At 61.9% G+C, this 23,991-nt stretch carries 23 protein-coding genes; 4 read left to right on the plus strand and 19 right to left on the minus strand.

The features are described 5' to 3' along the window. Positions 1-139: 139 nt before the first annotated feature. The 9 genes from UB90_RS10725 to UB90_RS10765 form a co-directional block, all read right to left on the minus strand. Positions 140-2,146: a type IV secretory system conjugative DNA transfer family protein gene (locus UB90_RS10725; RefSeq protein WP_065331953.1), complete on the minus strand. Its 2,007-nt coding sequence runs from the start codon at positions 2,144-2,146 to the stop codon at positions 140-142. A gap of 8 nt (positions 2,147-2,154) precedes the next feature. After that, complete coding sequence (locus tag UB90_RS10730; protein WP_065331954.1) at positions 2,155-4,488, minus strand: relaxase/mobilization nuclease domain-containing protein; 2,334 nt, start codon at positions 4,486-4,488, stop codon at positions 2,155-2,157. Next, a complete protein-coding gene (locus UB90_RS10735) occupies positions 4,475-5,068 on the minus strand; it encodes a helix-turn-helix domain-containing protein (RefSeq protein WP_065331955.1) in 594 nt (197 codons plus the stop codon). The genes UB90_RS10730 and UB90_RS10735 overlap by 14 nt, the downstream gene beginning before the upstream one ends. Positions 5,069-5,585: 517 nt before the next feature. Beyond that, the gene (locus UB90_RS10740; protein ID WP_007120662.1) at positions 5,586-5,792 is read right to left on the minus strand and encodes a hypothetical protein; all 207 of its coding nucleotides are present in this window, start codon (positions 5,790-5,792) and stop codon (positions 5,586-5,588) included. 534 nt (positions 5,793-6,326) lie between these two features. Beyond that, positions 6,327-7,256 carry a DUF2493 domain-containing protein gene (locus tag UB90_RS10745; protein ID WP_065331956.1) on the minus strand — a complete coding sequence of 310 codons (930 nt, stop codon included), beginning with the start codon at positions 7,254-7,256 and terminating at the stop codon, positions 6,327-6,329. Between the two features lie 842 nt (positions 7,257-8,098). Next, positions 8,099-8,524 carry a DUF6527 family protein gene (locus UB90_RS10750; protein WP_065331957.1) on the minus strand — a complete coding sequence of 142 codons (426 nt, stop codon included), beginning with the start codon at positions 8,522-8,524 and terminating at the stop codon, positions 8,099-8,101. Then, positions 8,514-9,698, minus strand: a complete 1,185-nt coding sequence (locus tag UB90_RS10755; RefSeq protein ID WP_065331958.1) for a ThiF family adenylyltransferase — start codon at positions 9,696-9,698, stop codon at positions 8,514-8,516. Before UB90_RS10755 ends, UB90_RS10750 begins: the two co-directional genes overlap by 11 nt. Beyond that, positions 9,673-9,939 (minus strand): multiubiquitin domain-containing protein, encoded by a 267-nt coding sequence (locus UB90_RS10760; RefSeq protein WP_065331959.1) that lies wholly within the window; start codon positions 9,937-9,939, stop codon positions 9,673-9,675. The genes UB90_RS10755 and UB90_RS10760 overlap by 26 nt, the downstream gene beginning before the upstream one ends. A 17-nt stretch (positions 9,940-9,956) precedes the next feature. After that, positions 9,957-10,190 (minus strand): DUF2188 domain-containing protein, encoded by a 234-nt coding sequence (locus UB90_RS10765; RefSeq protein ID WP_065331965.1) that lies wholly within the window; start codon positions 10,188-10,190, stop codon positions 9,957-9,959. Positions 10,191-10,331: 141 nt separating this feature from the next. On the opposite strand from UB90_RS10765, the gene UB90_RS10770 reads away from it, so the two are divergent. The 4 genes from UB90_RS10770 (at position 10,332) to UB90_RS10785 (ending at position 13,522) form a co-directional block, all read left to right on the plus strand. After that, positions 10,332-10,655: a helix-turn-helix domain-containing protein gene (locus tag UB90_RS10770; protein ID WP_065331960.1), complete on the plus strand. Its 324-nt coding sequence runs from the start codon at positions 10,332-10,334 to the stop codon at positions 10,653-10,655. Then, positions 10,652-11,563: an ImmA/IrrE family metallo-endopeptidase gene (locus UB90_RS10775; protein ID WP_065331961.1), complete on the plus strand. Its 912-nt coding sequence runs from the start codon at positions 10,652-10,654 to the stop codon at positions 11,561-11,563. The genes UB90_RS10770 and UB90_RS10775 overlap by 4 nt, the downstream gene beginning before the upstream one ends. Positions 11,564-11,706: 143 nt before the next feature. Further along, entirely contained in the window at positions 11,707-12,297 is a 591-nt protein-coding gene (locus UB90_RS10780) for a helix-turn-helix domain-containing protein (RefSeq protein ID WP_065331757.1), read from the plus strand. Further along, positions 12,290-13,522 (plus strand): type II toxin-antitoxin system HipA family toxin, encoded by a 1,233-nt coding sequence (locus UB90_RS10785; protein WP_065331756.1) that lies wholly within the window; start codon positions 12,290-12,292, stop codon positions 13,520-13,522. The genes UB90_RS10780 and UB90_RS10785 overlap by 8 nt, the downstream gene beginning before the upstream one ends. A gap of 478 nt (positions 13,523-14,000) precedes the next feature. On the opposite strand, the gene UB90_RS10790 is transcribed toward UB90_RS10785, so the two are convergent. The 10 genes from UB90_RS10790 to UB90_RS10835 all read right to left on the minus strand — a co-directional run. Continuing rightward, positions 14,001-14,729 (minus strand): DUF736 family protein, encoded by a 729-nt coding sequence (locus tag UB90_RS10790; protein ID WP_065331755.1) that lies wholly within the window; start codon positions 14,727-14,729, stop codon positions 14,001-14,003. A gap of 125 nt (positions 14,730-14,854) precedes the next feature. Next, positions 14,855-15,157 (minus strand): hypothetical protein, encoded by a 303-nt coding sequence (locus tag UB90_RS10795; RefSeq protein ID WP_065331754.1) that lies wholly within the window; start codon positions 15,155-15,157, stop codon positions 14,855-14,857. A 100-nt stretch (positions 15,158-15,257) separates the two neighbouring features. Next, on the minus strand, positions 15,258-15,719 hold the full coding sequence (locus UB90_RS10800) for a DUF6915 family protein (protein WP_065331753.1): 462 nt from the start codon (positions 15,717-15,719) through the stop codon (positions 15,258-15,260). A 1-nt stretch (position 15,720) separates the two neighbouring features. Continuing rightward, on the minus strand, positions 15,721-16,107 hold the full coding sequence (locus tag UB90_RS10805) for a DUF6878 family protein (RefSeq protein WP_065331752.1): 387 nt from the start codon (positions 16,105-16,107) through the stop codon (positions 15,721-15,723). 122 nt (positions 16,108-16,229) lie between these two features. Continuing rightward, entirely contained in the window at positions 16,230-20,492 is a 4,263-nt protein-coding gene (locus tag UB90_RS10810; RefSeq protein ID WP_065331751.1) for a strawberry notch family protein, read from the minus strand. A 106-nt stretch (positions 20,493-20,598) separates the two neighbouring features. Beyond that, positions 20,599-20,874: a type II toxin-antitoxin system RelE/ParE family toxin gene (locus UB90_RS10815; protein ID WP_065331750.1), complete on the minus strand. Its 276-nt coding sequence runs from the start codon at positions 20,872-20,874 to the stop codon at positions 20,599-20,601. Continuing rightward, positions 20,861-21,160: a type II toxin-antitoxin system RelB/DinJ family antitoxin gene (locus UB90_RS10820; protein ID WP_044353023.1), complete on the minus strand. Its 300-nt coding sequence runs from the start codon at positions 21,158-21,160 to the stop codon at positions 20,861-20,863. Before UB90_RS10820 ends, UB90_RS10815 begins: the two co-directional genes overlap by 14 nt. A gap of 102 nt (positions 21,161-21,262) precedes the next feature. After that, entirely contained in the window at positions 21,263-21,919 is a 657-nt protein-coding gene (locus UB90_RS10825) for a DUF6927 domain-containing protein (protein WP_065331962.1), read from the minus strand. Then, complete coding sequence (locus UB90_RS10830) at positions 21,919-22,512, minus strand: regulator (RefSeq protein ID WP_065331748.1); 594 nt, start codon at positions 22,510-22,512, stop codon at positions 21,919-21,921. The genes UB90_RS10825 and UB90_RS10830 overlap by 1 nt, the downstream gene beginning before the upstream one ends. Before the next feature lie 74 nt (positions 22,513-22,586). Next, the coding region (locus tag UB90_RS10835) for a chromosome partitioning protein ParB (protein WP_065331966.1) at positions 22,587-23,991 on the minus strand (1,405 nt) is incomplete at its 5' end.

Raw genomic sequence — 23,991 nt, forward strand, 5'->3', positions numbered from 1 at the left:
CCGGTCACGCTGGCGGGGGGGCGGACCGCCAGCTTATCCTCTTACGTTTATCTTAGAAAGCTCTGAAAGCAGCCATTCGTTTATCCTGCAGCGAAAGACCGGTTCCCGCCCGCTCGACCGACATACCACCCTCGCCACCCTAACGAGCAACCAGCTTTTGACCATCATCCTCTCGCAGCATCTCTTCCATTTCGTCCAAGCCATCAACGGCGGAGCGCATCTGCACCTCATCAACGACGCTCGCAGCCTCGGCATCCGCAACCTGGCTCCCAAAATCCATCTCCATCTGGCGCAGCTCCTCAGCGATCACAGCTTGAACGACAGGCGCGGTCTTTTTTGAAGCGACGTCGGTTTGCCCTGACGTTTGACTGCCAGCATCTTGGCGTGCGCTCTCTACAACCGCGTCAGTTTCAGACCCACTTGGTCCGTTCGCAGGCGGCGTCATCGGCATGGCGCGCGCACTCAGCGGCAGCGTACCCTGCGACCCACCTCCCCCAGGCTTCGGAAACGGCAACTCGCCCGACTGCGCCGCATGGATCGCCTTGAACAGCCGATCGTCAAAATATTGAATCCGCTTCGCGCGGACCGGCATTTGCGCGTCAATGACCATGACGATCTCATCGAGCGGCAGACGGCGAGCCTCGTCTTCGGGGAGCAGCGAGCTTTCCTCGGTCCGTGTCGATTGGCTGCGGCCTTCGAAGGGGTTCTTGCCGATGGATTGCGAGCGCGTGACGACAGTCTTGGTGGTCTTGCCGACCGCCTTGCTCAGCTCCTCGACGGTTTTCTCATCGGAGGGCGTCAGGTAAAGCTTCACGCCGGCATTGCCTTGCAGAGCGCGGCGGGTGTTCTCGCCGTAGATTTCATCGAGGGCGGGGATGGTTTGTGTGACCACAGCCAAATGTCCGCGATAAGTCCGCAAGGTCTCGATGCTCTCGACCACGATGGGCATCTTGCCCAAGCGATTGAACTCATCGAGCATGATCATTACCGGCCAAGGCTCGTCAGGTCCGGGGTCCTTTTCCTGCATGGCGGAGAGGAGATCGGAGAAGAAGAGCCGGATCAGCGGCGCGAGGGGCTTCACCATCAGCGGCTGGACCACGAGATAGACCGAGAAGGGTTTCTTGCGGATCGTCCGGAAATCAAAGTCCGACACCGCCGTCGCTTCATCGATGGCCGGGTTCTGCCATTGGTCGAGCCCCGAGGTCATCAGGAGCGAGACGTAAGAGGTCAGCGTGTCGTTGTTGGTCGAGGCAAGCCGCGTGAAGATCAGTTTCGCGGCCCTGTTCTCCACCTCGTGGCCGCGCGCAAAATACTCCTTTTGCTTGTTCCCGCCCGACGCGGCGATGCGGTAGATCTCACCCAAGGTCGGGCGCTTGCGCTGGAAGGCCAGCAGCCCTGACGCCACGAAGAGATCGATCCCACCCTTGAGGAGGCCCTGCACCCGGTCATTATCGCTTTGCAGGAAGAGCGTCGCCAGGAGCTGCAATTCCATCTGCTGGCGCGCGGGATCTTTCAGCTCGAAGATGCGTAGGAGCGGGTTGTAACGATGCGTGCGCTTGCCCTCCCAATCGGTGGGGGCAAAGCGATAGACATTGTCGCCTTGGGCAGCACGGTGGCGCGCCGTGGCCACAAAACACTCGCCCTTCACATCGAGCGTCACGGCGGAGCCCTGCCAGGTCAGTAGGTTCGGAATGACGAAGCCCGTGGTCTTGCCGCGGCCCGTGGGGGCCACGATCAGCGCGTGCGGGAAGACTTTCGAGCAGATGTATTTCGCGCGGGAGCCGGGCGACCCAAGCTTTCCGAGAATGAACCCGGTGCCGGGCGCTCCGAAAAACCCGTTTGCCTTCATCTCCCGCGCAGTCTGCCAATGGGTCTGCCCAAATTTTGTGAGGGCCGATCCCGAAAGAGCGAGGCTCAGCATCATACCAGCGGCGGCGAAGCTGCCGATGATCAGGTGGATGAGTTGGGCATCCTCGGGGCGGCGATCGAGGATCGCCAGATAGTTCTGCGCGATATAGGCAAAGTCGATCTCCGCCCCGAAGCCAAGGTCCTGGTAGGTCAGCACCGCCGAGGCGATGGTATAGCCAATGGCGGCGGTCACCAGCGTCACCAGCAGGACGCCCGTGGCGATCCGCGCTTTTCCCATGGCGGCGCTCAATGGACCTGGCCCCGCTCGATTTCACCATCCACGTCTGTCGCCCGGTGTTTTTCATACTCAGCATCGGCCAGTTCATCGACCAGCTGACGCAAGGCCTCCGTGTTGGCCGTCGCGGCATCCGATTGCAGGTAGACCTTGGCAACATAGAGACGGTCGAGGCGGTCCTCGAGAACCTTGTCCAGCGCATCGGCATCGCCGGATGTGAGCCGCTCGAGTTGACGGTCATCCAGCACCCGCGCGATCTCGTCGCGGAAGGCGTCCCGCTCCGCCTCGGTCTCGAAGGGCGCGGACAGTTCCCCGGCCCGCTCATGGTCCAGGACACGCGCAATCTCGTCTGCGAGGCGGTCGGCACGATCAGACTGCATCGGCGTTCCATCGCGGGTTGCGAGGATGTCGTCGCGCGTGCCAACCCCAAGCCCGTCGCGCATCTCGGTTTCGCGGCGGACCTGATTGATGGCCTCCGTGTCCCGTATCTCCACGACGGCGGCATAGGTCGCGCCAAGCCCGCGGGCGAGGTGGGACGGCATGTCCGGATAGCGCTCCCTGAATTCATCCGTGACAGCATCTGCAAAGGGCGTGCGGAGGTCGCGTCCCTCCATGATCCGGTCGACCTCGCGGGTGATCTCGCTGGCGCGGGCCGCATCGGTGATGGTCTCCCTGTAAGGCTCAGACCGGTCAATCACATCGCCAGGGCGTGCGAGCAGATCCGGGTGTGCCTCGAGATACGCGCGCTGCTCCGTCTCGATCCGGCGCTCCGCCTTTGAGACAACCTCCCAATCCCGGTCCTCGATCTGCTGCGCGGTCAGGCCGTCGGCGCGCATCTCCTGACGGATTGTTCCTTCCATCGCCCGCACCGCGCCCTCATGATAATGGAACCGCTCGCTGACCGCTTCCGCTTCCATGACACCATCCCGGCGCAGCACGTTCTCCCGTTCCAAGAGCGTGCCGAGCGCGACATGCACATCGTTGAGACTGTCGCGCGCCTGTTCCAGATCGGCGCGGCGTTCGAGATTCAGATCGCGCGCCTCGGCCACCTTCGAGAGATCATCGGCGATCCATTGATGCTCCAGTGCAGCGCTCGAGGCCCCGGTCTCGATCCGGGCCACCACTTCCGATGTGCTGATGCCCGTGCCCCGTAGTGACGCGTCAATGCGCGATCTCAGATCGGGCTCTGCCAGACGCTCGCGCTGGCTGGCGTCAATATTGGCTTCGGAATAGATCCCGCCCTCCGAGGGGGTCTCTGACAGTGTGGATGATCGCAGCCCCAAGGGCTGCATGTGCTGGACCTGCGTCTGGATCTCGATGAGGCGCTTTTCCAGCACGGGACGTTCCGCGTCAGACTTCTCGGCGATCATGCCCTGCACCCGCGCGAGCTTTTCCGCATAGAGGCTTTTCAAATCCTCAAAGCTTTGATCCTCGGCCATATACACATCTCCTGTTCGGTCCACCTGCCCGCCATGCGCCAGCACCTCGCCCGCGCGAAAGAGGGCTGCGGCAATATCCTCGCGGGCCTCGCGCGAAGCCTCCGCGGCAAGCGAATGGTAGACGGTTCTGGTGTTGGCGATTTCCGCCAGCGTCCGGGTCAGGTCGGTCCCCACACGTTCCCGCTCGCGGGGTGCGCGCCCCTCTTCTTTCGCGGCGTAGACCTCGCTGGTCCGGGCTGGGTAATGCACAACCCCGCGATCCACCCGGCGCGTGGCTTCCAGCCGCACGCCATACTTCTCGGCCTCCTCGACCATGGCGAGGCGGAAGTCGTCATAGTTGAAGCGGTGATTGCGGCCGAGGAAGAAGAACTCGCCTTCTTGCGAGCGGCGGTTCAGCACCAGATGCGCATGGGGGTGATCGCGGTCCTCATGCACCGCGATGATGTAGTCGAAATGCCCCGCGTCGGTCTGGAAGAACCGCTCGGCCACATCCGTCGCGATGTCGCGCACATCCTCCCCGCGCGTGCCGATGGGGAACGACATGAGCATATGGGTCGCCTGGCCCAGCTTGGGCTTGAAGCCCGCATCCCAGCGCTTCGCAAAGCGCTCGGTGAGGTCCTTGATGTCGCCCGCCTCGAGCTTCGTCTTGCCATCCAGGAACCCGCTACTGTCCACGATATGGGTGGACTTGGTGGTGAGGTAATCGAGCTGGTTTGCGAGCTGCGATTTGGTATGCGTGCCCCCGCCCCGGATCGCCTTGAAGACCGCTGGCCGATGCCCCGCAGCCGCGCGCACAAGCTGGCTCTGCTTGGCCACGTGCAGCCCTTGCATCGAGCCCCGGACGCGGCTCCAGCCATCCCGGAAGACCTCGCCCGTAACGGCATGGACAGCATCATTCAGCCGCATGGGCAAACTCCCTCAGCGCGGCCGTGGCCTGCAGCTGCATGGCATCGCGACGGCGGCGCAGGAGCAGGTCGATCTCGTCAGCGGAATCCAGAATGAACCGCGCCAGCCCGCGCATCTGCGCGAGGCGCAATTCGGAGAACTCGGCACTCGTGCCCCCCACCGCCCCCTGCCCCATCCGGTTGGCCCGCGTCATCTGCTTGGCGATCTGCGCGACCCCATTGCCGACCTCGTGCAGAGAGGCGCGGTAGCGCGCCATCTCTGTTGCTATCTGTACGTCCGGAACGAACACTCCGCCAGCCGCTTGGATGAGCCGCCGCAGACCCTCGGCCCGGCTCTCAATCCCCGCCGCGGCCAACACTTCATCGAGCGCCTCAAGCTCCGCAGCCGTCACCTTCACGCTGACAGCGGAGACCGGGATCGCGGCATCCGTCTGGCGCTCGGCATCAGCTTTGAGCGTGTACTGGATCGCCCGGGGCGACACGCCAAACCGCTCCGCCAACACGGATGTAGACACACCTTCCGCAGCTTCGCGAACGATCTCCATGCGGTCCGCATCTGTGAGACGTTTTGAGCGCGACATGCGAAGAAAGACCCCCTATTTCCTGCCACCTTCCACCAAGGCTGCCCCTACCTTACGATAATATACCGCGCTGTCAATTATATACTTACGTCGCATTCAGGCTCAGGCAGCCTTGGTGTCCGCTTCACGCCGCGGCCCGCAGGGACGCGGCTCTGCCGCCCTCACCACCGGGCAACCCACCTGTCCTTGGGGTTCCGTCCGCCAGCCCCGCCCGACGGCCTGGCCGAACGCCACGTGTTCGGACGGAACCGCGGGCGGGCGCAAACCCCACCGACAGGGCGGACAGGCAGGGTCAAGGAGGGCCAGATTTGGGTCCCCAAATCTCTGCCGCAAAAACCGGGAGGCCCTGGCCGATAGGTTTTTGTGGATGGCCCCCTTGAGGCTGACTGGCCGGTCTGTCGCGACCTGATCATTCCGGGGGGAGTGCGTCCGTTGAACGCGCAGGGACCGGCATCCCTGGAACAGGGACAGGGCCGCCCCAAGATCGTCCCGGGGCGGCCCATCCTCGTCAGAGGATTCAGTCCTGGGGATCTTTCGCGCTCGGTGGGAACATCACCAGCTCCGAGACCGCGACCGGGAAGTCGAGCTTGAGGCTGAAGAACTCCGAGCCGTCCCCGTTGCGGGTGTTGCGGAACATCGCACCCACGCGCTGAAAACGGGTGCGCTCCTGGCCATCGGTATCGGTGAACTTGACGGGGACGGTGGCGACGTAGTGGTTGGTCATTTGGGTTACTCCTTGTTGCGATGGGGATCACCCGGCACGGGGGCAAGAGGCCCGGTCGCAAGCGCAAATGCGGAGGGTCCGCGGCCAGCCGTGGAAGCCGTATTTGTGCTTGCCGAAGCGTGAGCTGAGGGCACGAACGGGCCGACCCCGTGCGATCCACATGCATAGCAAAAAGGAGGGACCCGATTGACCTGTGCCATCACGCAGTCGCCACCATCCGCGTCCACGTCCTGCCGAACCTGGCCGGAGTGCTGATGACGCCCGCCCGCGTGGATGCGATGTTCCGAAACACCACCCGAGGGTTGTGCAGGTCTTCAGCCTCATGTGCGACGTTTCGCCCCCTCGGTCTTGCGCTGCTGATGATGTGCGAGGTGCGCACCATCCCCAGCCCGTATCGATGCGGATGGGCCGAACTCTGACGGGCTGGGTAGAGGGATGACGGTGCTGGCCGCCGCGAGTTGCTGAAAAAGTGTGACCGATCGCACGCGCCATGAGACATGACGAAAGGGCCGCGCCAAGCACGACCCTCTCTCTTCAATCCTGCGACGCCTTCTTCGCCGGGTCCGCAACCCGCATGACCGTCAGGCCTTTCGCTTCCGCCTTCTGCCCGAGATTCAGCGCGACCCCGTTGCCGCCGAAGAGTACAACCCCCGTCGCCGCGAACTTGTCGTCCAGCATCTCGTCGTTGCACTTGAACGGTGCCGCCCGCCCGTGCGCGGACCAGCGCGGATCGAAGCGCGCCTGCGCGACCCCGCGGGCGCGCGCCCACCGGGCCGCAATCATCTCCGCCCCGTGCTTGCCTCCCTTGTGGCAGAGGAAGATCTCCTGGTTGCGGTTCTGCTTGATCCGTTCGCGAACTTTGTCGAGCGTATTGAAGATCACATCGACATCGGTCCAGTCGGTGGCGCCCGAGACGATCAGGGGCACCCCCTCGACTTTCGACTTCTCGGCGGTTTCGCGGTCGTGCTGCTCCAGCAGCTGCCGCGCCTCGAAGACCGCCCCGGTCTCTTGCGCCCGGACGCTTGCGCGCGACCCGGCGGCCGGGATGAAGGCGTGACCGGTCTCGATCTCGTAGCATTCCGCCGCTGCCTCGCTCATCACCTCGATGGCGCTGACGATCTCGCGCAGCTGCAGGAAGCGTACCTGCGCTTCTTCCAGCGCGGTCTCGGCGATCTCCGATCCGTCATGGGATTTTGCCAGCGCCCCGATCTTGTCGGCGGTGCGGTCCACCTCCTTGCCAAGTGCCACCTTGCGGCGCTGCAGGATCGTCGCGAGCCCATGGGCCAGCGGTTCGATTTCTGCCTCGAGCCCGATCCCGCGCAGCTGACCGAGAAGAGCCTCGAAGCTCTCGCGGATGATGCGGTCGGTCAGGATGTGGTCGTCCGGGATCGGCAGCTGTGCGTCTTTTTCCGTCAGCCCGAGAAGCTCGATGGTCTCGTAAGTGTTCGCTTGATCGTACGCCATGTCTGGTCTCCAGTATTCGGTTGTAGAGCCACCACGGGAGTGTGGGGGCATGGCCGAATGCCTGGTTTCCGAATCTGTCCGGGTCAGGGACGGCGCAGCCGCCGGCTTGCCGGGCGCAAAAGTTTTCCGAGCGCAGCACCCGACACAGGCCCGCGCTCACGCACGGGACCGCCCCGCGCCAAAGGCCCTGCCCTCGCCGAAAAGTTTTGCGATCCTTGAGGCGGGCTGATTTGGGGGCCATCCGGAGGATATGCTTCCACGCTCATGTGTGTGTGTGTTTTGACGGTAGGTTTGCCCGACCCGAGCAGGCAAACGGCCCGACCGGACGCGGGAGACGGATGAAGCGGCGGGATCGTTTTGGCCTCGGCCAAAACAGACCAGAGCGCAATCCGGCGGAGCGGCCAGGGAGAGACGTGCTCGCGAGGCGGGCAAACCGGGACGCCAAGCGCGACGCCGCGGTGAGGCCGCATGGCCGAATGCGCGACGGACCGAAGGGCCGTTCTCCCCTGCGACACGCGAAGCCGAGCTGGGGAGGCCGCAAGGCTTAGCCCAAGGTTGATGTGCTGGCGACGCTGCTGCCGACTATAGTGATTGCTTTTCCGGGCATTGGACGTGATGGGCGGGAGCCAGTCATTCGCTGCGCCTTGGACGAACGGCAGCGATGCGTAGGAAGTGGACTTCGCAAAGTTGCGGGTTTTGGCGGCGGGTGGAGATACATATGCTGCGTGCGCATCTGGATAAACCGTCTTTTGCCGTAGGGGCAGCCGCCATACATCATCCAACGGAAGGGATTCGGGGCAAAACTGCTCTCGCGGTAAGGATATCGGCGTCGGTACTAACCATTACTTGCCGCTTAGCCACCGCCGGAAACGTTGCCAAAGACCTTGTGGCACATCCGCATTCGCCATTGATGCGGGGGCTTCCGGCGCATCGTAATACCGACCTTTGGCGCGACGGTCGTGCGCCCGTCCAGCGGCAATCTGTTCATCACTCATATCACCTGCCCACCGGATATTGCTGTGCTTGATCCAGTAATGCGACCGGCAAGGAAAGCTCCAGTTCCCGATGGACGGCGAGAGCGAGATCGACACACCGTCATAGCCCATCTTCCAGTCCGTCGGGCTTAAGGGCGTGACGACTTCCCTGCCACAGCCGCAGGCGCATTTGTGAACGGCCGTTGCGTAATCCATGGCGAGGTACAGAACGCCCTCCTCGGTCTGCTCGGGGATCGCATCTACAAATTTGTGGGTAATCTTCTTAATCGTCATCGCGCCCGTCCATGTTGTTTATCGTGTTGCCATCAATCGTGTAGTTGCTGGAATGCTCGCCCTCAAAATCGGCGTAAAACCCTACAAGCTTCTTCCACCGGATCACCGCGAGCGTCGCGTTCAGGGCGTTCAGGTCAGCCACCTGGATGTTGGTGGCGTAAGCATCATCTACGTCCGCCTCGCCCATGCCGACGCGGCGACGAAGCGGCTCTCGCTGTTCGGCGGTGCTCAGCGTCACCCGCAGCACACCCACCAGGGCATCGTCGCCCATCTCGATCCCCATACCAACATCAATGAAGGGGGTGCCCTGTTCTTCGAGGTGTTCGACAGCCGGGCGTTTGGCGGCGCCGGAGTCAACGCACACAAAGACGAAATCCATCTCGTTCAGCAGGTCCACGTTGGATTCGTCGAGATAGACTGGATGCGGGACGATCCCTTTACGTATAGGCGCATAAAGCGCTGCGAAGTAATCGACCTTCTTGTTCCGTTCCCGCAGTGTTTCAATGCTGGGTGCGCCCGGGCTACGGAACGCGTTGTGCTGCAGGAAATCATCACCGTCGATAAGATGCAGCTCGCGGATCGGCGTCTTAGCGAGCAGATCGAGCACATAAGAGCCTGTTCCGCCGAGGCCAACAATGGCGACCTTGTTCATCGCCAGCTTTTCGGAAAAACCGCCGATCCCGGCCCGTGTCGAGGCTGTGTCCTGGTAGTTGAATACCGGATCAGGTTCATCGGAGTCTGCGACGACGTAGGTGCGCGCATCAGCCGTCGGATCGATTTTCCGCGCGGGCGATGCGATCATCTCCACATAGGTGGTCATTTTGTGTTCGTAGTCGCGGTAGCCCTCTTTTGGCTTGGCCGAAAACATGTGGTCTACCGTGATGTCTTTGCCGAGGCTCTGGCGTTTGCTGGAGTGCCTGATGCCTTCGAGTGTCTTGCCATTGTGATCGCAAGGATGCTCGCCCACGAAGTACGCCTTATGGTCGCTCGGCGCCATCGTCTCGCCACCGTTCGTCTGCAGAACAGAAACGAGCGTGCCAAGCTTTACCTCGCGATTGGCGTTCACGTAGGGCACGTTGGAGATCACGAGGTGGCCACTTTTCACAGCCACCTCGTATCCGCCTTCTTCGAGGGCCTTGAGATCGGCGTTACGACTTATCAGTTGCCGTGACATTGAAGATCATGCCCTCCTTCAGCTTCACGGTATCGCCCTCATCCAGCGTGCCCTCGGGCTTGTTGCCCTGGCCGCGCCGGTAGGTAATGGTGAAGCAGATCAACTCGCCCTTGGGCGGGTTTTCGTAAGCAAGCGCGACCAGATCGTCCTCGCCAAGTTCTGTCGCCGTCACCGTCTTCTCGCGGCCGTTCACAACAATCGTGTACTCTTTTTCCGGTTTGCCTTTTTCGTCCTTCGGCATGGCCAGGTCCTTTCTTTTTAGCCTTTCGGCGGGAACGGGTCGCCACCGTGGCTGTCACTGCTGGCGATCCGTCCGTCGCGGTTGTGGATACGCAGTTCGCTTTGCTGGTTGCGGCTGATTTCACGTCCGCGATCAACGGCGTCCTGCTTGGTTTCATGGTGGCTGCTGGCGCGGGATGCGCCGCCACGCTTCACATCCCATCCGCCTGCCGGGTTCGGCACGACGTGATGGGTCTTCGGTCCCTTACTCATGGTTTCCATACCTCCTGTTCGTTAGGGTTGCAGGCATAAAAAGTATGACTACTCCGAACATCATATATTTGTTGAAAGTCAGAAGTCAAGCACGTAAAGTACGTCTTTACCGAACAATAAGATCGACGGGGAGGCCGCCACATGACCAACAGCCTGGGAGAGAAGATTCGCCGCTTACGGAAGGAGCAAAAGCTCACGCTTGACAAACTTGCCGAGCTCACCGGCTCCAGCAAAAGCTACATATGGGAACTGGAGAACAAGAACCCGCCGCGTCCATCGGCGGAGAAGCTGGCCAAGATTGCAGAAGTACTTGGTGTCACGATTGAATACCTGCTCGATGAAAAGCAGGCGATAACCGAGGAAGACGCCGTCGATGCGCAGTTCTATCGTGAATACAAACACATGGACCCTGATACCAAAGAAAAAATCCGCGAGATGGTAAAGCTGTGGGGGAAACCCGGATGACCAAGCCGAAGTCGCCGCAACGATGGGCATACGACCTGACCATCATCCTGAACACCTTGGGTGGCGACGACCGCTTTCCGGTCAATGTTGAAGCGCTTGCCTACGATTTTTCAAAGCAGCGCTTTCCTGACGATCCGATAAGTCTTGTGCAGGGTGCCCCGCTGAAGGGATTCGAGGGCGCCTTGATGAAGGCCCCGCCTGGCGAAATGGGCTGGGGCATCTTCTACAATTCGGACACAGCATCGCCGGGGCGCATCAACTTTACCCTCGCCCACGAGTTCGGGCACTACCTCTTGCACAGGCAGGATCATCCTGACGGTATCCAGTGCAGCACCGAGGACATGGAACGCTGGGACAGCAAATATCGGCAGATCGAGAAAGAAGCGAACGAGTTCGCCGCAAATCTCCTCATGCCACTGGATGACTTCCGTGCGCAGATCGCTCCGAAGTCTCAGCCTGACCTAGAGGCCTTGGGCGCATGCGCGGACCGCTACGGCGTTTCCCTGATCGCGGCGACGCTGCGCTGGCTGCAGTACACCGAGCGCCGGGCAGTTCTTGTGAAATCTATTGATGGCTTCATTCATTGGGCGCGGTCGAGTGATCGCGCCTTGCGCACTGGCGCCTACTTCAAGACGGCTGGCCGACCGCCAATCGAGATACCGGCGACCGCGATACCGGCAACGGAAACTGAACTGGTTCGGCGAAAAGCAACGAGAGAGCATGAGTCAGGAAGCTGGTTCAAAGAGCCCTGCACCGAACATGCTCTGGTCTCCGAAGTCCACGACTTTGCGCTTTCCCTAATCCATCTTGGGGACGCGCCGTCACGCTTCGAGCCTGCCGAAGAGGCTGAAGAGGATACATACGACCGTATGGTGAGCCGCACGCCGGGTTCATCGTGGTTGGGCTAGCAATGCCCCATGGTTCGATCTATAGAAATAGATCGTTTCTAGCTTACGATATGTCAAACTAGATCACGTCTTGAAAATTCAGGCTTCATATGATACATTAAAGTAGATCAAGCGCTTTGCTTGATATGCAGGATTATATCAAAATGAGCTATGAGAGCGAGAAACTGGCGGCGACACTGAAAGCTGCCCGCGAAAAGAAGGGGCTGAGCCAGCGCGCGCTGAGCGCCCATGCAGGCGTGCCGCAGTCGCATATCTCCAAGATCGAGAGCGGCGCTGTGAACCTCACCGTCTCAAGTCTGACCGCCATCGCCAACGCCCTTGATCTGGAACTGGCGCTTGTTCCGCGCAAGGCCGCGCCTGCCGTAAGAACGATCACCCGTAGCGTAAACGACGTGCCGAAGGCCACGCCGGAGGCGCGTAAAGAGATTGCCCGGCTCGCCAAGCAGCTTGAGCACATCCAGTCGCTCAAGATCGATAGTCCCGTCTTCGAAAACCTGCAGCGGCAGTTTCGCGAGATGCGACAGTTCGAGAACCTGATCCGGAATACCGACACATTGCGCAGCATACGTGAAGCGCTCAAAGCCGTGGAGAACGCGGGTGGCGTTGCCGCGCTGCAGGAAGCGTCAAAGCAGATGAACAGTTTCCGCAACGCACTCGCCCATGGCATAGCCGATGAGGAACGGACGCGCTTGCCGCGTCCTGCCTATCGCCTTGATGGAGACAACGATGAGTAATGTCTCCGTGCTGAACGTAAACCTGTATGGCGAGCCCATTGGCACGCTCACCAATCTTGGCGGCGATCGCACCATCTTTGCCTTCACCGACGAGTACATCGAAAATCCTGACAGGCCGACCCTCGGGCTCGCCTTCAAGGATGAATTCGGGGAACTCTATACGGATTTTCGGCCCTATCAGAAGCGCGTCATGCCCTTCTTCTCAAACCTTCTTCCCGAAGGCCATCTGCGCAAATACCTGGCCGAACAGGCGGGCGTGAATCCCGAACGAGAATTCTATCTGCTTTGGGCGCTTGGCCATGACCTGCCCGGCGCGATCACGATCACCCCTGCTGACGGTGAAGCCTGGCCGCCGGATGCGGCCGATGGCGCCGATGATCATGGCGATGATCAGCGAGAGAATGCTTTGCGGTTTTCGCTGGCAGGCGTTCAGCTCAAGTTTTCCGCCGTGATGGAAGCTAGTGGCGGGCTGACCATTCCCGCCTCTGGTGTCGGGGGCTCCTGGATCGTGAAGCTACCCTCGCGTGAATTCGCAGGCGTCCCTGAAAATGAATTCTCGATGATGAAGCTGGCCGGCCTTATCGGGATGAACGTCCCTGCCATCGATCTGGTCAGTATCGATGCGATCAAGAACCTGCCCGAGGGTATCGATAAGATCGGCAACCATGCCTTTGTGATCGAGCGGTTTGATCGCCTTTCCGACGGGTCGCGCGTGCATATCGAGGATTTTGCGCAGGTCTATGGGCTCTATCCCGAAGACAAATACGGCAATGGCACATTCCGCAACATCGCCCAGGTGATCGCCGCCGAAGGTAATGATGCCGACATCATCGAATATGTCCGGCGCCTGACCTTCAACATGCTGATCGGCAATGCTGATATGCACATGAAGAACTGGTCACTGATCTATCCGGACAGGCGGTATGTCTCGCTGGCACCAGCTTATGATTTTGTGGCGACTGTGCCCTACATTCCGGGTGATGCGACCAACATGAAGATCAGCCGTGCCAAGGTGTTTTCGGCATTCTCGGTTGATGAGCTAGAACACCTTGCCGTCAAAGCATCGATCCCGAGGAAGATGGCGATCGACGCGGCCCAAGAGACGGTTCAGGCTTTTCGGGAGCATTGGGGCACAGAAGCGGCAAACCTGCCGATGAGTGATGAGGTCAGGTCTGCCGTTGAGGATCACATGAAGACAGTGCCCATCCTGGAAGAACTTTCATAGGGCAAGAGGTTCCTGACTCACTAGCAGAGCAGGGCGGAGGCGGGTGCCCTGATCTTCTGCGCCGCCGCACCCCCATCAGCAAGTGAGGGGTGACGGACGGCTCCGGCGAAGCAGGGCGATAGATGTTAGCTTGCGACGTTTGGCAGGTTCCAGAATTTCTTGGCGCTCTCGAACAAGTCGCCCGATCGTCCGCTGATCTTTGCCTCGTTCCAGCTGTCATGTTAGCAAAGGCGCTTGTTGAGATAGAGAAAGGCTGAGTTTCCAAAGATCGCTAACTGCGCTTCACTGCCCTTGGTGCTTGCTGCAGCATCAGCCGGGGTCGCCACCGACTGCAGAATGGCGGCTCTAGGCCTACTTCGACACCTGACCTAAGCATAGTTTACTTCGCGCCATCTCCAAACCACACCAGCACAGAAAAAGGGGAACCGTGATCCCACGGCTCCCCTTTCGGTTCAGATCGTCTCACCTCGCGCGCTGTTCAGGCAACCAGCGACAGCCCCGCGCCCGCGTCTTGCGCCTGATCACCGCTGTCGATGAACGGAATGATCGAGAAAGTCTGGCCACCGCGCTGTTCTTCGTTCTGGACGGCGTTGACACGCAGGTCGCCATCGGGCGTGTTGATCAGCAGCGACAGGTAGTCATTGCCCGTGCGGCTGCTCTTGGCCATCCACGCCGAGCCAACGCGGATCGGCGTGCCCCGGGGCGAGCTGACCTCGATCCGGTAATCCGGGTGGGTCTCCTCGGATTTGTAGCTGTTCTCGATCAGCATGAACTCCAGATCGAACATCATGTTGGCGATGTAGCCGGTGAACGCGTTGTCGGCGTCCATGGCGGTGAGCTCGCCTGAGATCGAGCCGGATTTCATGAGGCCGTTGGAAACCAGCGGGATGATCTCGAACTCGCCGCTTTGGGCCGCGCGCGCCTCTTTCGTCTGCACCGCATTGACCCGGAACGGGCCCAAGCCGACATCGATCTGCATCGAGATGTAAGGGTTTCCGCTGGTATTGCCGGTCTCGTTCCAGGCCGTGCCGATGCGCACCTTGCGGCCTGATTTGTTGACTGCCGTTACGTCAAAATCCGGGCTGCGTTCGGACATCTTCGGGCGGTTTTCAAGCTGGATGGCGATATCGAAACGTGTCGAATGGATCATGCCGGTGTACTGAGCGGCTGCGGTCTCGACGTTGCGGGTGAGGGTTCCTGCGAACATGGGATAGTTCCTTCTTAGATTGGCCGGTGCCTGACGTTCTTGCCAGCGCATCCGGGATTGCTTTCTCGACCCCTTGAGGGATCACAAACCAGAAAGCCTGCTTTCCTTTCAGCCTCGCCCACGAGTCAGAGCTGCCCTCCGAGCGGGAATGCCCCCGCCCCTCCGGGTGCTACGCCCCTCCCCTGCCCGTCTGGTCTTGATTGGCTGCCCGGATTTTCCGCGCTGTCCTTCGATCGCGCGATGAAGAACTCCGTTTCTTTTCCGTTCAACCGGTGCCCGCTCCGGTCGGTCAGGCCGATGCAGCTACCGTTCGGCTGATAGGTGATCAGGTACTGACCGAGCCTGTCCTTGTGGACAATGTAGCCGGTATTGGCCCAATGCACGGTCTGGCCCGCATCGACGGCCGCCTTGATATCATTGAGTGTCATGCGATCCTCCTCAAGAAGAATGGTGGGGAAACGACGCAAGAAGCCCAGTCGTCCAACCGGGCTTCCATGCAGCATTAGTTTGGCCAACGGCCGAGACCTGTCAGGCACCTTGCGTGGCTTGTGTCGCGCGCGCCGCCATCCAGTCCTTCAGGCCAAGAACCGTTCTGCCGACGGCGACTTCAGATGCCCAGGCGGCCCTTGGGTCGCCGCAGGGCTCATCGCCGGAATGCCGGTCGATGTGGCCATTGGCCATCCATGGCTCGGGCTGGATCCGACGCAGCCAGTCCGCCATGCTCGGGATGCGGCCTTGGCAATCTTCACGGACATGCTGCTCACCGATCCAGCGCACGGGAATGTCCCGACCCGCGCTATTGGTCAGGGTCAGGCCGAAGACACGTTCGGCTTCAAACAGGCCTTGGGTATGATGGCGCATGGCTCGGTGCGTGAAGAGCGCGAGGTGCTCTTTCGAGGCGTCAAACCAATCGTGCACAGCCTGATAGTCAGACGGCACCCCGCCGAATTTCCGGGCAGAGCTTTCGGCATGATGAAGCGGATGGGCCATCTCACAGCCCCTCGTCATAGCTGTGCGAGCATTCGACATAGCGGTCCGCGTGATCGAGGGTGATGCTGTCTAGTGCTATGTCCCAGGTCAGCGTGCCGTAGCCGCCCTCGTTGTTTTCGAACCCCGGGTGATGGTGATAGGCGAGCGACCAGCCGAAGTCGCCAACTTCTGTGACAAGCGCCTCCGGCAGGTTGACCTCTGCAGGCTGCACCGCCACATCCTCGACATTGCCGGAGTCGCCATAGCCTTCGTATTCGACAGCGACCTCGCTGATGCCAAGCGCACGTAGTTGCGCGAGCAGCTCCACTCTGGATGCCTTCAAGGTGGTTTCGCGCTCTGCACGCCACTGAGCCGCCATTGCGGCATAATCGATCTGGGGATTGGTCATGGGTTTGTCCTTTTGTCTGAAGTTGGGGGGGCCCGGCGTGGCACTGGTCAGAGCGCACCCGGTAAGCGCAGACCGAGCAAACCCCGATCCGCGACGCCCGACCGGTAGCCCGCTTTGACTTTTCAGGCGGCTTGTTCTGACGTCATGGTGGCTTCCTGCCCCACGATCCGGGCCAGAATGCTTCCCGTGTCGATCCCGTCCCCATGCGGCAGGAACACCCGCAACTGGAAGGCGATGATCTCGGTGAAGCAGCCGAGGGCCTTGAGGCCGTCGATCATGCCCTTGTCCGCGCCGCCAAGCTCGAGGCGCATCTCGCCTGCGACACGGCGACGGGTCAGAGTCAGACCCCGGCCGAGATCGAGTGGCGCGGTGGTGCCAAGGACGGCGGTAAGCATCTCTTGCGGTGTTTGCGGATTGGAGACGAGGAAGCGGGCGCGCAACGCTGCCGCCCCTTCCTCGCTCAGCGTGCGCCCGATCATGGCGGTCGCCCCGTCGGGCGTGACCCGGTAGATCCGCTCATTGGTGGTCGGAATGTCCTTCCAGATCGGCAGCAGCAGCCCGGTCAACAGGTAGAGCTTGGTCGTGGTGGTTTTTGGCAGGGACGCAGCCTCGGCATCCCAACGCCGTGCGAACTCGGGCCTGCCGATCTCTTCCCAGGCCGAGGACTCGAACCGCGTCTCTTCGAGATAGCTCGACCCGTTTGGCCTCACCGCCTTGCGCATCAGCGTGACGATGTCCTCGTCATACATCTGCATGGGCCGCGCCGAGATGAGCGCCGCGCGACCGGAGGCGCGATTAACCATCGCCAGCTTGTCGGGATTGTGCGAGAGGGCGTCACCCGCCGACAGCACATGGACCGGGTCGGTCACCTCGAGCCCGATGATCCGCGTCACGGCGCCGGATTTCGGGCAGGTCCAGAGGTCTTCGGTGGAAACCTGTTCGATCCTTTCGCCGCGCAGGGTTTCCACGCCGAGATCGAGCGTGCCCGCCGCGCGCGCCCGCTCAGACTGATCAGCGATCCGGCGCATGAACTCGGCAAAGAGCGCGTTCTGCATGTGGATGGGCAGCGCCAGCACCCGGTTCAGAAACCGCTGGATCGGGGGAAGCTCTTCGAGCAGCACACCGTCTTTGTCGATCAGCCGCAGCGCGGTCCAGTCGGTGAAGCTCTCATAGCTCATCGCCTCGGCGCGCCCGGCGGCGAGATCGGCGAAATATCCCCGCAAAGCCGCCCGCGCAATCGGGCTTTCGAGATTGTCCTCCTCGCGGAACATGCCCTGCGAGCCGGTCTCGCGCTGGCCCTTGGTGAGCGCCCCCAGCTGGTCGAGGCGTTTGGCAATCGTCGAGGTGAAGCGCTTCTCGCCATGCACATCGGAGGTGCAAACCCGAAAGAAGGGCGCGCTGACCTGGGCCGAGCGATGCGTGCGGCCCAGTCCCTGGATGGCCGCATCGGCGCGCCAGCCGGGCTCTAGCAGATAATGCCGCCGCCGCTTCTGGTTCTTGGCCGTTTGCGCCGCGTGATAGGATCGGCCCGTGCCGCCTGCATCCGAGAAGATCAGGATATCCTTTTCGCCGTCCATAAAGGCTTGGGTCTCGGAGGTATTGCTGCTTGCGCTACGCTTTTCGATGAAGAGATGACCGTCCTCAGCCTTGAGGGGCCGGATAGATCGCCCAGTGACCTCGGCGACAGCCTCGTCACCAAAGGCCCAGAGGATCTGATCGAGCGCCGAGGGGATCGGCGCCAGCGTCATCAACTCCATCATGGCCGCGTCACGCAGAGCGAGCGCCTCGCGCGAGACGACCAGCGCGCCAGTTTCATCGCGCAACGGCTCGGGCACCATATTGCCGTCGATCTCGACCAGCTTTTGCGCATGAATCGGAAAGGCCTGTTCGAGGTAGCCGAGAACATAGTCGCGCGGCGTCAAGGCCCCCTCGACGAGTTCATCCTCCGGGTCCATCGCCTCAAGCCGACGCTTCAGCAGGCTCTCGCCTGTCGAGACAACCTGGATGACGCAAGCATTGCCTGCCGCCAAATCTTCCTTGATGGCGTGGATGATGCTTGGAGCCTTCATGCCCATCAGGAGATGGTTGAAGAAGCGCTGTTTCGTGCTCTCGAAGCGGGACTTGGCCGAGGCGCGAGCAGCCGAGGCATTGGTCTCGCCAGAGGCGTCGTTGACGCCGGTCGCCGTCAGCGCGGCTTCGAGATTGTGGTGGATCGTCCGAAACGCACCCGCATAGGCGTCGTAGATCTCGATCTGGGCCGGGGTGAGCGCGTGTTCGAGCACGTCATATTCTACGCCATCGAAGCTGAGGGCGCGGGCCGTGTAGAGGCCGAGCGTCTTGAGATCACGCGCGACCACCTCCATGGCGGCGACACCGCCTGCTTCCATCGCCGAGACGAAACTCTCGCGGCTCGGGAAGGGGTATTCGGGGCCTTGCCCCCAGAGACCGAGACGCGCGGCATAGGCGAGGTTGTGCACGCTCGTGGCACCCGTGGCCGAGATGTAGAAGACGCGAGCGCGGGGTGCTGCCAGTTGCAGCCGGAGGCCCGCAAGGCCCTGTTGGGAGGGTTTGACCCCCCTGCCCTGCTCTGACCCGGCCGCGTTCTGCATGGCATGGGCCTCATCAAAGGCCAGCACGCCGTCAAAGTCTTCACCCATCCAGGCGAGGATCTGGCTCAGTCGCGTGGTGCCGCATTTGCCCGCGGACCGCAGCGTGGCGTAGGTGACGAAGAGGATACCGTCGCCCATCGGGACGGGCTGGTCCGGTTTCCATTTGGAAAGCGGCTGGATGTCGGCAGGCGAGCCGCCGAGATCGGTCCAGTCGCGGATCGCGTCCTCGATAAGCGTGGCGGATTTGGAGACCCAGATCGCCTTCCTGCGCCCGGCCAGCCAGTTGACAAGGATGAGCCCCGCGCATTCGCGCCCCTTGCCGCAACCGGTGCCGTCGCCGAGGAAATAGCCAAGGCGATAGGCCCGTGCATCCGGGTCATCATCGGCGCGCGTCAGCTTGGTCTGGTCGTCATCGATGGTGAACCGACCGGGCAGGTCGCGCCCATGGGCATCATGCGCCATGATGATGGTCTCGAGCTGTGCCTCGGAAAGATCTCCCTCCTCGATCAACCGTGCGGGCAGGCGCAAGGCATCACTGCCCGTGTTTGAGGGCATGGGCGGGGCAACCGAGGCCATGGCGATGCTTTCAACGAGCGGGGTGGGATGTTCCTGCGCACCCGCGATCTCGATCCGCTGCGGACGGTAGCGCGCATAGATGTCCGAGACCGGCGTGTTGTCGCGAGGGGTCTCAAAGCTTGTGAAGCTGAGCGGACGGACGGCATTGGCCCGGGGTTTGGAGGCGGCAACAGGCGCAGCGGCGGTCTTGCGCGGGGCAGAGGGTGCAACGGTCGGTCGCGCAGTAGTAACCGCTGCCGCCTGTTGTACGTGGCGCATCTCGGTCCGGGTCGCGGCCACGGAGTCGACAAAAGGAAGGGCCTCATCCAAGTCCCTGACGCTGGCGCGGATCATCTCTCCGTCCTCCTGCACCTTGTCGAAGACCATCAGCTGGGTTTCCACAGAGGTGCCGAGCTTGCGGTAAACCTGTCCCGGCATCGTGAGGGCCAAGCGCGGCGTCAGGAGACCGCAAGCGCGGGACCAATGCGCGGCATCGCGTTCGGGCGTGAATCCCGGCGGCATGATCGCCACCAGCCGCCCACCGAGCGCGAGACGCTTTGCTGCCGCGATGAGATGTTTGGCGGCGATGTGCTTGTCTCGGGAGCGATCGACCGAGGAGGCGAAGGGCGGATTCATCACCACGACGTCGGGTAGAACCGGCGTCTGCAGCAGATCGTCGATATGCTCGCCGTCATGGCCCGTCACCTCGCCGCCGAAAACCGCGCGCAGGAGGCACTGGCGAAAGGGGTCGATGTCGTTGAGCAGAAGCGTGGCACCGGCCCGGGCGGCGAAAGCTGCCAGGGCACCGGTGCCAGCCGAGGGCTCCAGCACGGTCTCGCCCTTGCGGATCGCCGCCGCCCGCACGGCCAAGGCGGCAAATGGCAGTGGCGTGGAAAACTGCTGCAACCGGATCTGCTGCTCGGAGCGGCGGGTTTCCGTCAGCAGCCGTGAGGCAAGCAGTTTTGCGGCGAAGTAATCATCCTCACTGTTATCGCCACGTAGCAGCGCCTGCACAGCCGCCGCCTGCATCAGGTCATAGGCCTTCCGCCAGTCCCAGGCGCCCCCGGCATCACTGCCAAGAAAGGTCTCTCGCATGATGCGTGCGAGCGCTGAGCTGCGCAGGGGTTGGTGGTCGATCTCCGTGCCGATCTGCTCGAGGGCAGAGACGAAGTTAGCTTTGGATTCAATAGGATCGGGGAGCGTTGAGCAGGGCTTGGACATGGGGAATTCCTTTGGATCAGGGTCTGAGTTCCAAAGGAGAAAAAGCCCGCTCTACACTTTGAAGGCGTAGAGCGGGCAATTTCTTAGCGGGGGGCCTGCACCCCCATCATGGCCACTGCTGCGCAGCATGAAGAACGCGTAAAATGGTCACCATCTCAAGGCTTTCAGCATAAACCACGATGTAGTTCGGCCGAACAACCATCTCCCTAGTCCCGTCCACACGGCCCGCGCGGTACATCTGAGGGCGTTCTGGAAGGAGGGACGTCTTGTGTTCAATCTCGTCTTTGAGAACTTGGGCGGCATCCGGGTTGTCGTCAGAGATGTAGTCAATGATTGCCAGCAAGTCGGCTATGGCCGTGGCTTTCCATTCAAGATTTGGCAAGGCGCTTCCCGTCAATCAATGCCTGGGCGTCTTGCATCGCCTTGGCATGGGGCGTTGTGGGCCTTGGATCGTCCAGCGCTTCCTGTACCTTCGCCCTGAACCAGGCGTCATAGGCATCCGGATCAGCAGTCAATCCGGCAGGCAAGCCGCCTTCTGCGGCCACGCGGGTCAGAAGAATACGCACCGCGTCGGAGAGCGTCAGACCGACGCCCGCAAGTGCGTCCGAAGCCTGTGCTTTCAGCTGATCGTCAACACGGACATGAAGCATGGATGTTTGGGCAGGCATGGATGGTCCTCCAGTTGATGGGAGTGATGTATCTCATTTGAGATACGAATTCAAGTCGGCAGTATGCGCGCGCGTGCCTGTGGTGTTGTCTCAGCGGGAAACTCAGCCACCCTGCCCCGCCAGGAACTCCGCCAGCACTGGGCTGGCCTCGCCTTTTGCGGAGCTGAGCAGCTCCGAGCCCGCAAGCGAGGCCTTCGACAGGCGTACGAGCCCACCGGTTTCCTCGATGCGGTAGCAGCGGCGTTTTTGCCGCCCCCGCCTGTAGTGGGTCGCGGTGACGATCTGGCAGGTGCTGCCATCGGTGAGCGTCACCGGTTTTGCGAGCTTGATCTTGTCGCCTTCCTCGTAGTTCGGGATCGAAGCCCAGTCCCGGCAGCGCTGGCGCCAGTCCTGGGCGTAGCTGTCCGGGTCTTTCAGGTCGGAGAGAAGCTTGATCAGCCCAAGCGGAGCACGAGATTCGTTCGGGCCAGCACTTTCCTCCATGTCCTTGTAGCCCCAGCAGCCGTCATCGTATCGGGTGAGGAAGACAGCCCCGAACGTGATGGAGCCATCCGCATCGGTGACATAGGTCGTGTCTTCGACAGGGGTGCCGTCGAGATTGGTGATCTTTGCCGCCGCATACCAGGTTGAGCCGACCTTGCAGGCCTTGACCAGTTCGGTTCTGCGCGTGTCGCCCTCGAAGGTGCAGAGCCGGGCAATCTCCGCTTTCTCATCCGCGTAGGTTTTAACGCGGCCGTCGGTGTAGAAAAGCCATCCCATTATGCCGCCCTCCGGTCATCGATTTCCATCAATGCATCGAGCGGCACGCGGTAGGGCTGCATCGCGTCGAAATCCTCACAATTGCCGCAGTTCTGCACGATTGCGAAGGTGTCGCAGGCATCCTTGAGAATGACCCGGAAGGTGCCGCCGAGGCCCGAGGGCACCTCGTAGGTCCCGCCGATCAGATAGTCCGAGGCCCGGCGCACGAAGACGCGGATGCTGTGGCCATCGGTGGCGAGCCGGATCGCCCCCTGCCCCCGATCGATGAGCGCCTGCACATCGTCAAGGATGTCCGTGTAGAACTGGCCGGTCAGATCGCGAAACGCCATGCGGCGCTGCGCCATCCAGTCGGCATCCCGAAACGGGTTCATGCCTTGGGCGAAGGCGAAGGACGGATCGGCCTGCTCGGTCGTGACGATGCGGGTGGTTGTGCCGTCGATGCCGTTCGAGCGCAGATGCACGCCATTGCCGACGATGAGGATCAGGGCCGGCCTGTCCACGGGCCCGTTCCAGTTGGGCAGGAAGGTTTTGCAGGCGCGCGCATGGGCGATCTGCGCCGCAACAGCGGAGGCAGAGAACTTGAGAATAGCCATGGGGATATCTTTCGGTTGGGTATGAGAAGATCGACCCGCGCAGGCGTCATGGCTCGCGCGGGTCGCGTGAGGACTCAGGCCGCTTGCGCGATCTCGCTGTCAGGCTCGGGAGATTGCGAGGCATGCTCCGCCTCATCACAGGCGACGCCGGCGGTCTGCATCATGGGCGGGCACCAGGCGGCCACAGCAGCGCGCTGCGCGTCCGTGAGCGTCGCGAAAGGCTCGGCGAAGAGCTTGTCGCAGAAGGCGACGATCTCTTTCTTGCTCGACGAGGCCAGCGTCACCGCCTCCTGGGCCAGACCCAGATCTTCGCCGAGGATCTTCAGGAGCCAGGCCTTCTTGAAGCGGTTGAAGAGCGCCGCATTTGGCGTCCAGTGGGCGCGGATGTCGGGCATGATCTCGATCTCGAAGTCATGCATCAGGCTGTCGCGCTGGCGGTCCCGTGCGAAGCAGGACTGCGTCGTGCTGGCGGTCGCATAGGCCACGAGCTTGGCCTTCTCGCCGGCCTCCAGCGCGCGAAACGCCGCGAACTGATCGGCGGGCGAACGGTTGTCATCGAGCCAGGAGAGGTCCAGCGCATCATGCGCCGCCGCCACCTGCTCAAGCGAGGTCTCGTCGATCTCGTCCATTTTGGCATGGCTGCGGTATTCCTTGCGGGCATCGATCTTGATCGCCTGCGTGACACTCATGCCGCTGGCCAGAACATCACTGACCAGCTTGAAGAGCGTCAGATCGAGCGTGGCCTCGGGATGCAGCGCCATCGCGGCCCCGAGCGCCATGGCCCGCTCGGTCTTGAGGTCCTCGGCCAGCGAGGCCGGGTAGCTGATTTCGCCAGCGTCGGGGGCCTCCTCTCCCGTGGTGTTGGTCGAGGAACTGGGCGCGCCCTTCTCTTTCACGGTGTCCTCCGGGCGGACGAGGCCCACATGGAGCGTGATCTTCCCACCCTGCAACGACGCGATTACCCCAGACCGCGCGAGGTCCTCGGCGCTATAGGCCTCCTGCAGATCGCGCGCTTCGTCTTCCAGAGCGTCCACGCGCTCGTAAAGGGCATTGTAGGCATCGTCTTCGAGCCCCTCATCCTCCATCTCGAGCTGCAGTTTCTCAAGCTCGGCGGTGATCTCATCGATGCGCTTCTGGCTCGCCTCATCCGGCTCGATCGGGCTGGGATAGACTCGGCCATAGTCGGCCATGGTCGCGTAATCGTAGCGGACCACCGAATCGGCCCAGGCAAAGCCCAGCTTTATGCGGGCCTCCTCGGCGGCGGCCGCGAGCTTCTCGAGCAGGATGGTTTCGACCAGCGCAGCGTCTTCCAGCACCGAATGCTCTTCCAGGAGATCGGCTGCGATGGCCCCACCACGGGCCTCGTATTCCTCGCGCACGAAGGTACCGATGTCGTCGCTGACCTGCACCCCGCGCGATTTGAGCGCCTGTCGGACGGTGTAGGCCTGCAAGTAGCTGTCGGGAGTGGACAGAACATGG

Origin of the sequence: Tritonibacter mobilis (assembly GCF_001681715.1) — a bacterium.
Taxonomy (GTDB): Bacteria; Pseudomonadota; Alphaproteobacteria; order Rhodobacterales; family Rhodobacteraceae; genus Epibacterium; species Epibacterium mobile.

Excerpts from the sequence above, each read along its gene's own strand:
- UB90_RS10725 (WP_065331953.1), bottom strand. The coding sequence starts at position 2,146 with ATGGGAAAAGCGCGGATCGCCACGGGCGTCCTGCTGGTGACGCTGGTG.
- UB90_RS10730 (WP_065331954.1), bottom strand. The coding sequence starts at position 4,488 with ATGCGGCTGAATGATGCTGTCCATGCCGTTACGGGCGAGGTCTTCCGG.
- UB90_RS10735 (WP_065331955.1), bottom strand. The coding sequence starts at position 5,068 with ATGTCGCGCTCAAAACGTCTCACAGATGCGGACCGCATGGAGATCGTT.
- UB90_RS10740 (WP_007120662.1), bottom strand. The coding sequence starts at position 5,792 with ATGACCAACCACTACGTCGCCACCGTCCCCGTCAAGTTCACCGATACC.
- UB90_RS10745 (WP_065331956.1), bottom strand. The coding sequence starts at position 7,256 with ATGGCGTACGATCAAGCGAACACTTACGAGACCATCGAGCTTCTCGGG.
- UB90_RS10750 (WP_065331957.1), bottom strand. The coding sequence starts at position 8,524 with ATGACGATTAAGAAGATTACCCACAAATTTGTAGATGCGATCCCCGAG.
- UB90_RS10755 (WP_065331958.1), bottom strand. The coding sequence starts at position 9,698 with ATGTCACGGCAACTGATAAGTCGTAACGCCGATCTCAAGGCCCTCGAA.
- UB90_RS10760 (WP_065331959.1), bottom strand. The coding sequence starts at position 9,939 with ATGCCGAAGGACGAAAAAGGCAAACCGGAAAAAGAGTACACGATTGTT.
- UB90_RS10765 (WP_065331965.1), bottom strand. The coding sequence starts at position 10,190 with ATGAGTAAGGGACCGAAGACCCATCACGTCGTGCCGAACCCGGCAGGC.
- UB90_RS10770 (WP_065331960.1), top strand. The coding sequence starts at position 10,332 with ATGACCAACAGCCTGGGAGAGAAGATTCGCCGCTTACGGAAGGAGCAA.
- UB90_RS10775 (WP_065331961.1), top strand. The coding sequence starts at position 10,652 with ATGACCAAGCCGAAGTCGCCGCAACGATGGGCATACGACCTGACCATC.
- UB90_RS10780 (WP_065331757.1), top strand. The coding sequence starts at position 11,707 with ATGAGCTATGAGAGCGAGAAACTGGCGGCGACACTGAAAGCTGCCCGC.
- UB90_RS10785 (WP_065331756.1), top strand. The coding sequence starts at position 12,290 with ATGAGTAATGTCTCCGTGCTGAACGTAAACCTGTATGGCGAGCCCATT.
- UB90_RS10790 (WP_065331755.1), bottom strand. The coding sequence starts at position 14,729 with ATGTTCGCAGGAACCCTCACCCGCAACGTCGAGACCGCAGCCGCTCAG.
- UB90_RS10795 (WP_065331754.1), bottom strand. The coding sequence starts at position 15,157 with ATGACACTCAATGATATCAAGGCGGCCGTCGATGCGGGCCAGACCGTG.
- UB90_RS10800 (WP_065331753.1), bottom strand. The coding sequence starts at position 15,719 with ATGGCCCATCCGCTTCATCATGCCGAAAGCTCTGCCCGGAAATTCGGC.
- UB90_RS10805 (WP_065331752.1), bottom strand. The coding sequence starts at position 16,107 with ATGACCAATCCCCAGATCGATTATGCCGCAATGGCGGCTCAGTGGCGT.
- UB90_RS10810 (WP_065331751.1), bottom strand. The coding sequence starts at position 20,492 with ATGTCCAAGCCCTGCTCAACGCTCCCCGATCCTATTGAATCCAAAGCT.
- UB90_RS10820 (WP_044353023.1), bottom strand. The coding sequence starts at position 21,160 with ATGCCTGCCCAAACATCCATGCTTCATGTCCGTGTTGACGATCAGCTG.
- UB90_RS10825 (WP_065331962.1), bottom strand. The coding sequence starts at position 21,919 with ATGGGATGGCTTTTCTACACCGACGGCCGCGTTAAAACCTACGCGGAT.
- UB90_RS10830 (WP_065331748.1), bottom strand. The coding sequence starts at position 22,512 with ATGGCTATTCTCAAGTTCTCTGCCTCCGCTGTTGCGGCGCAGATCGCC.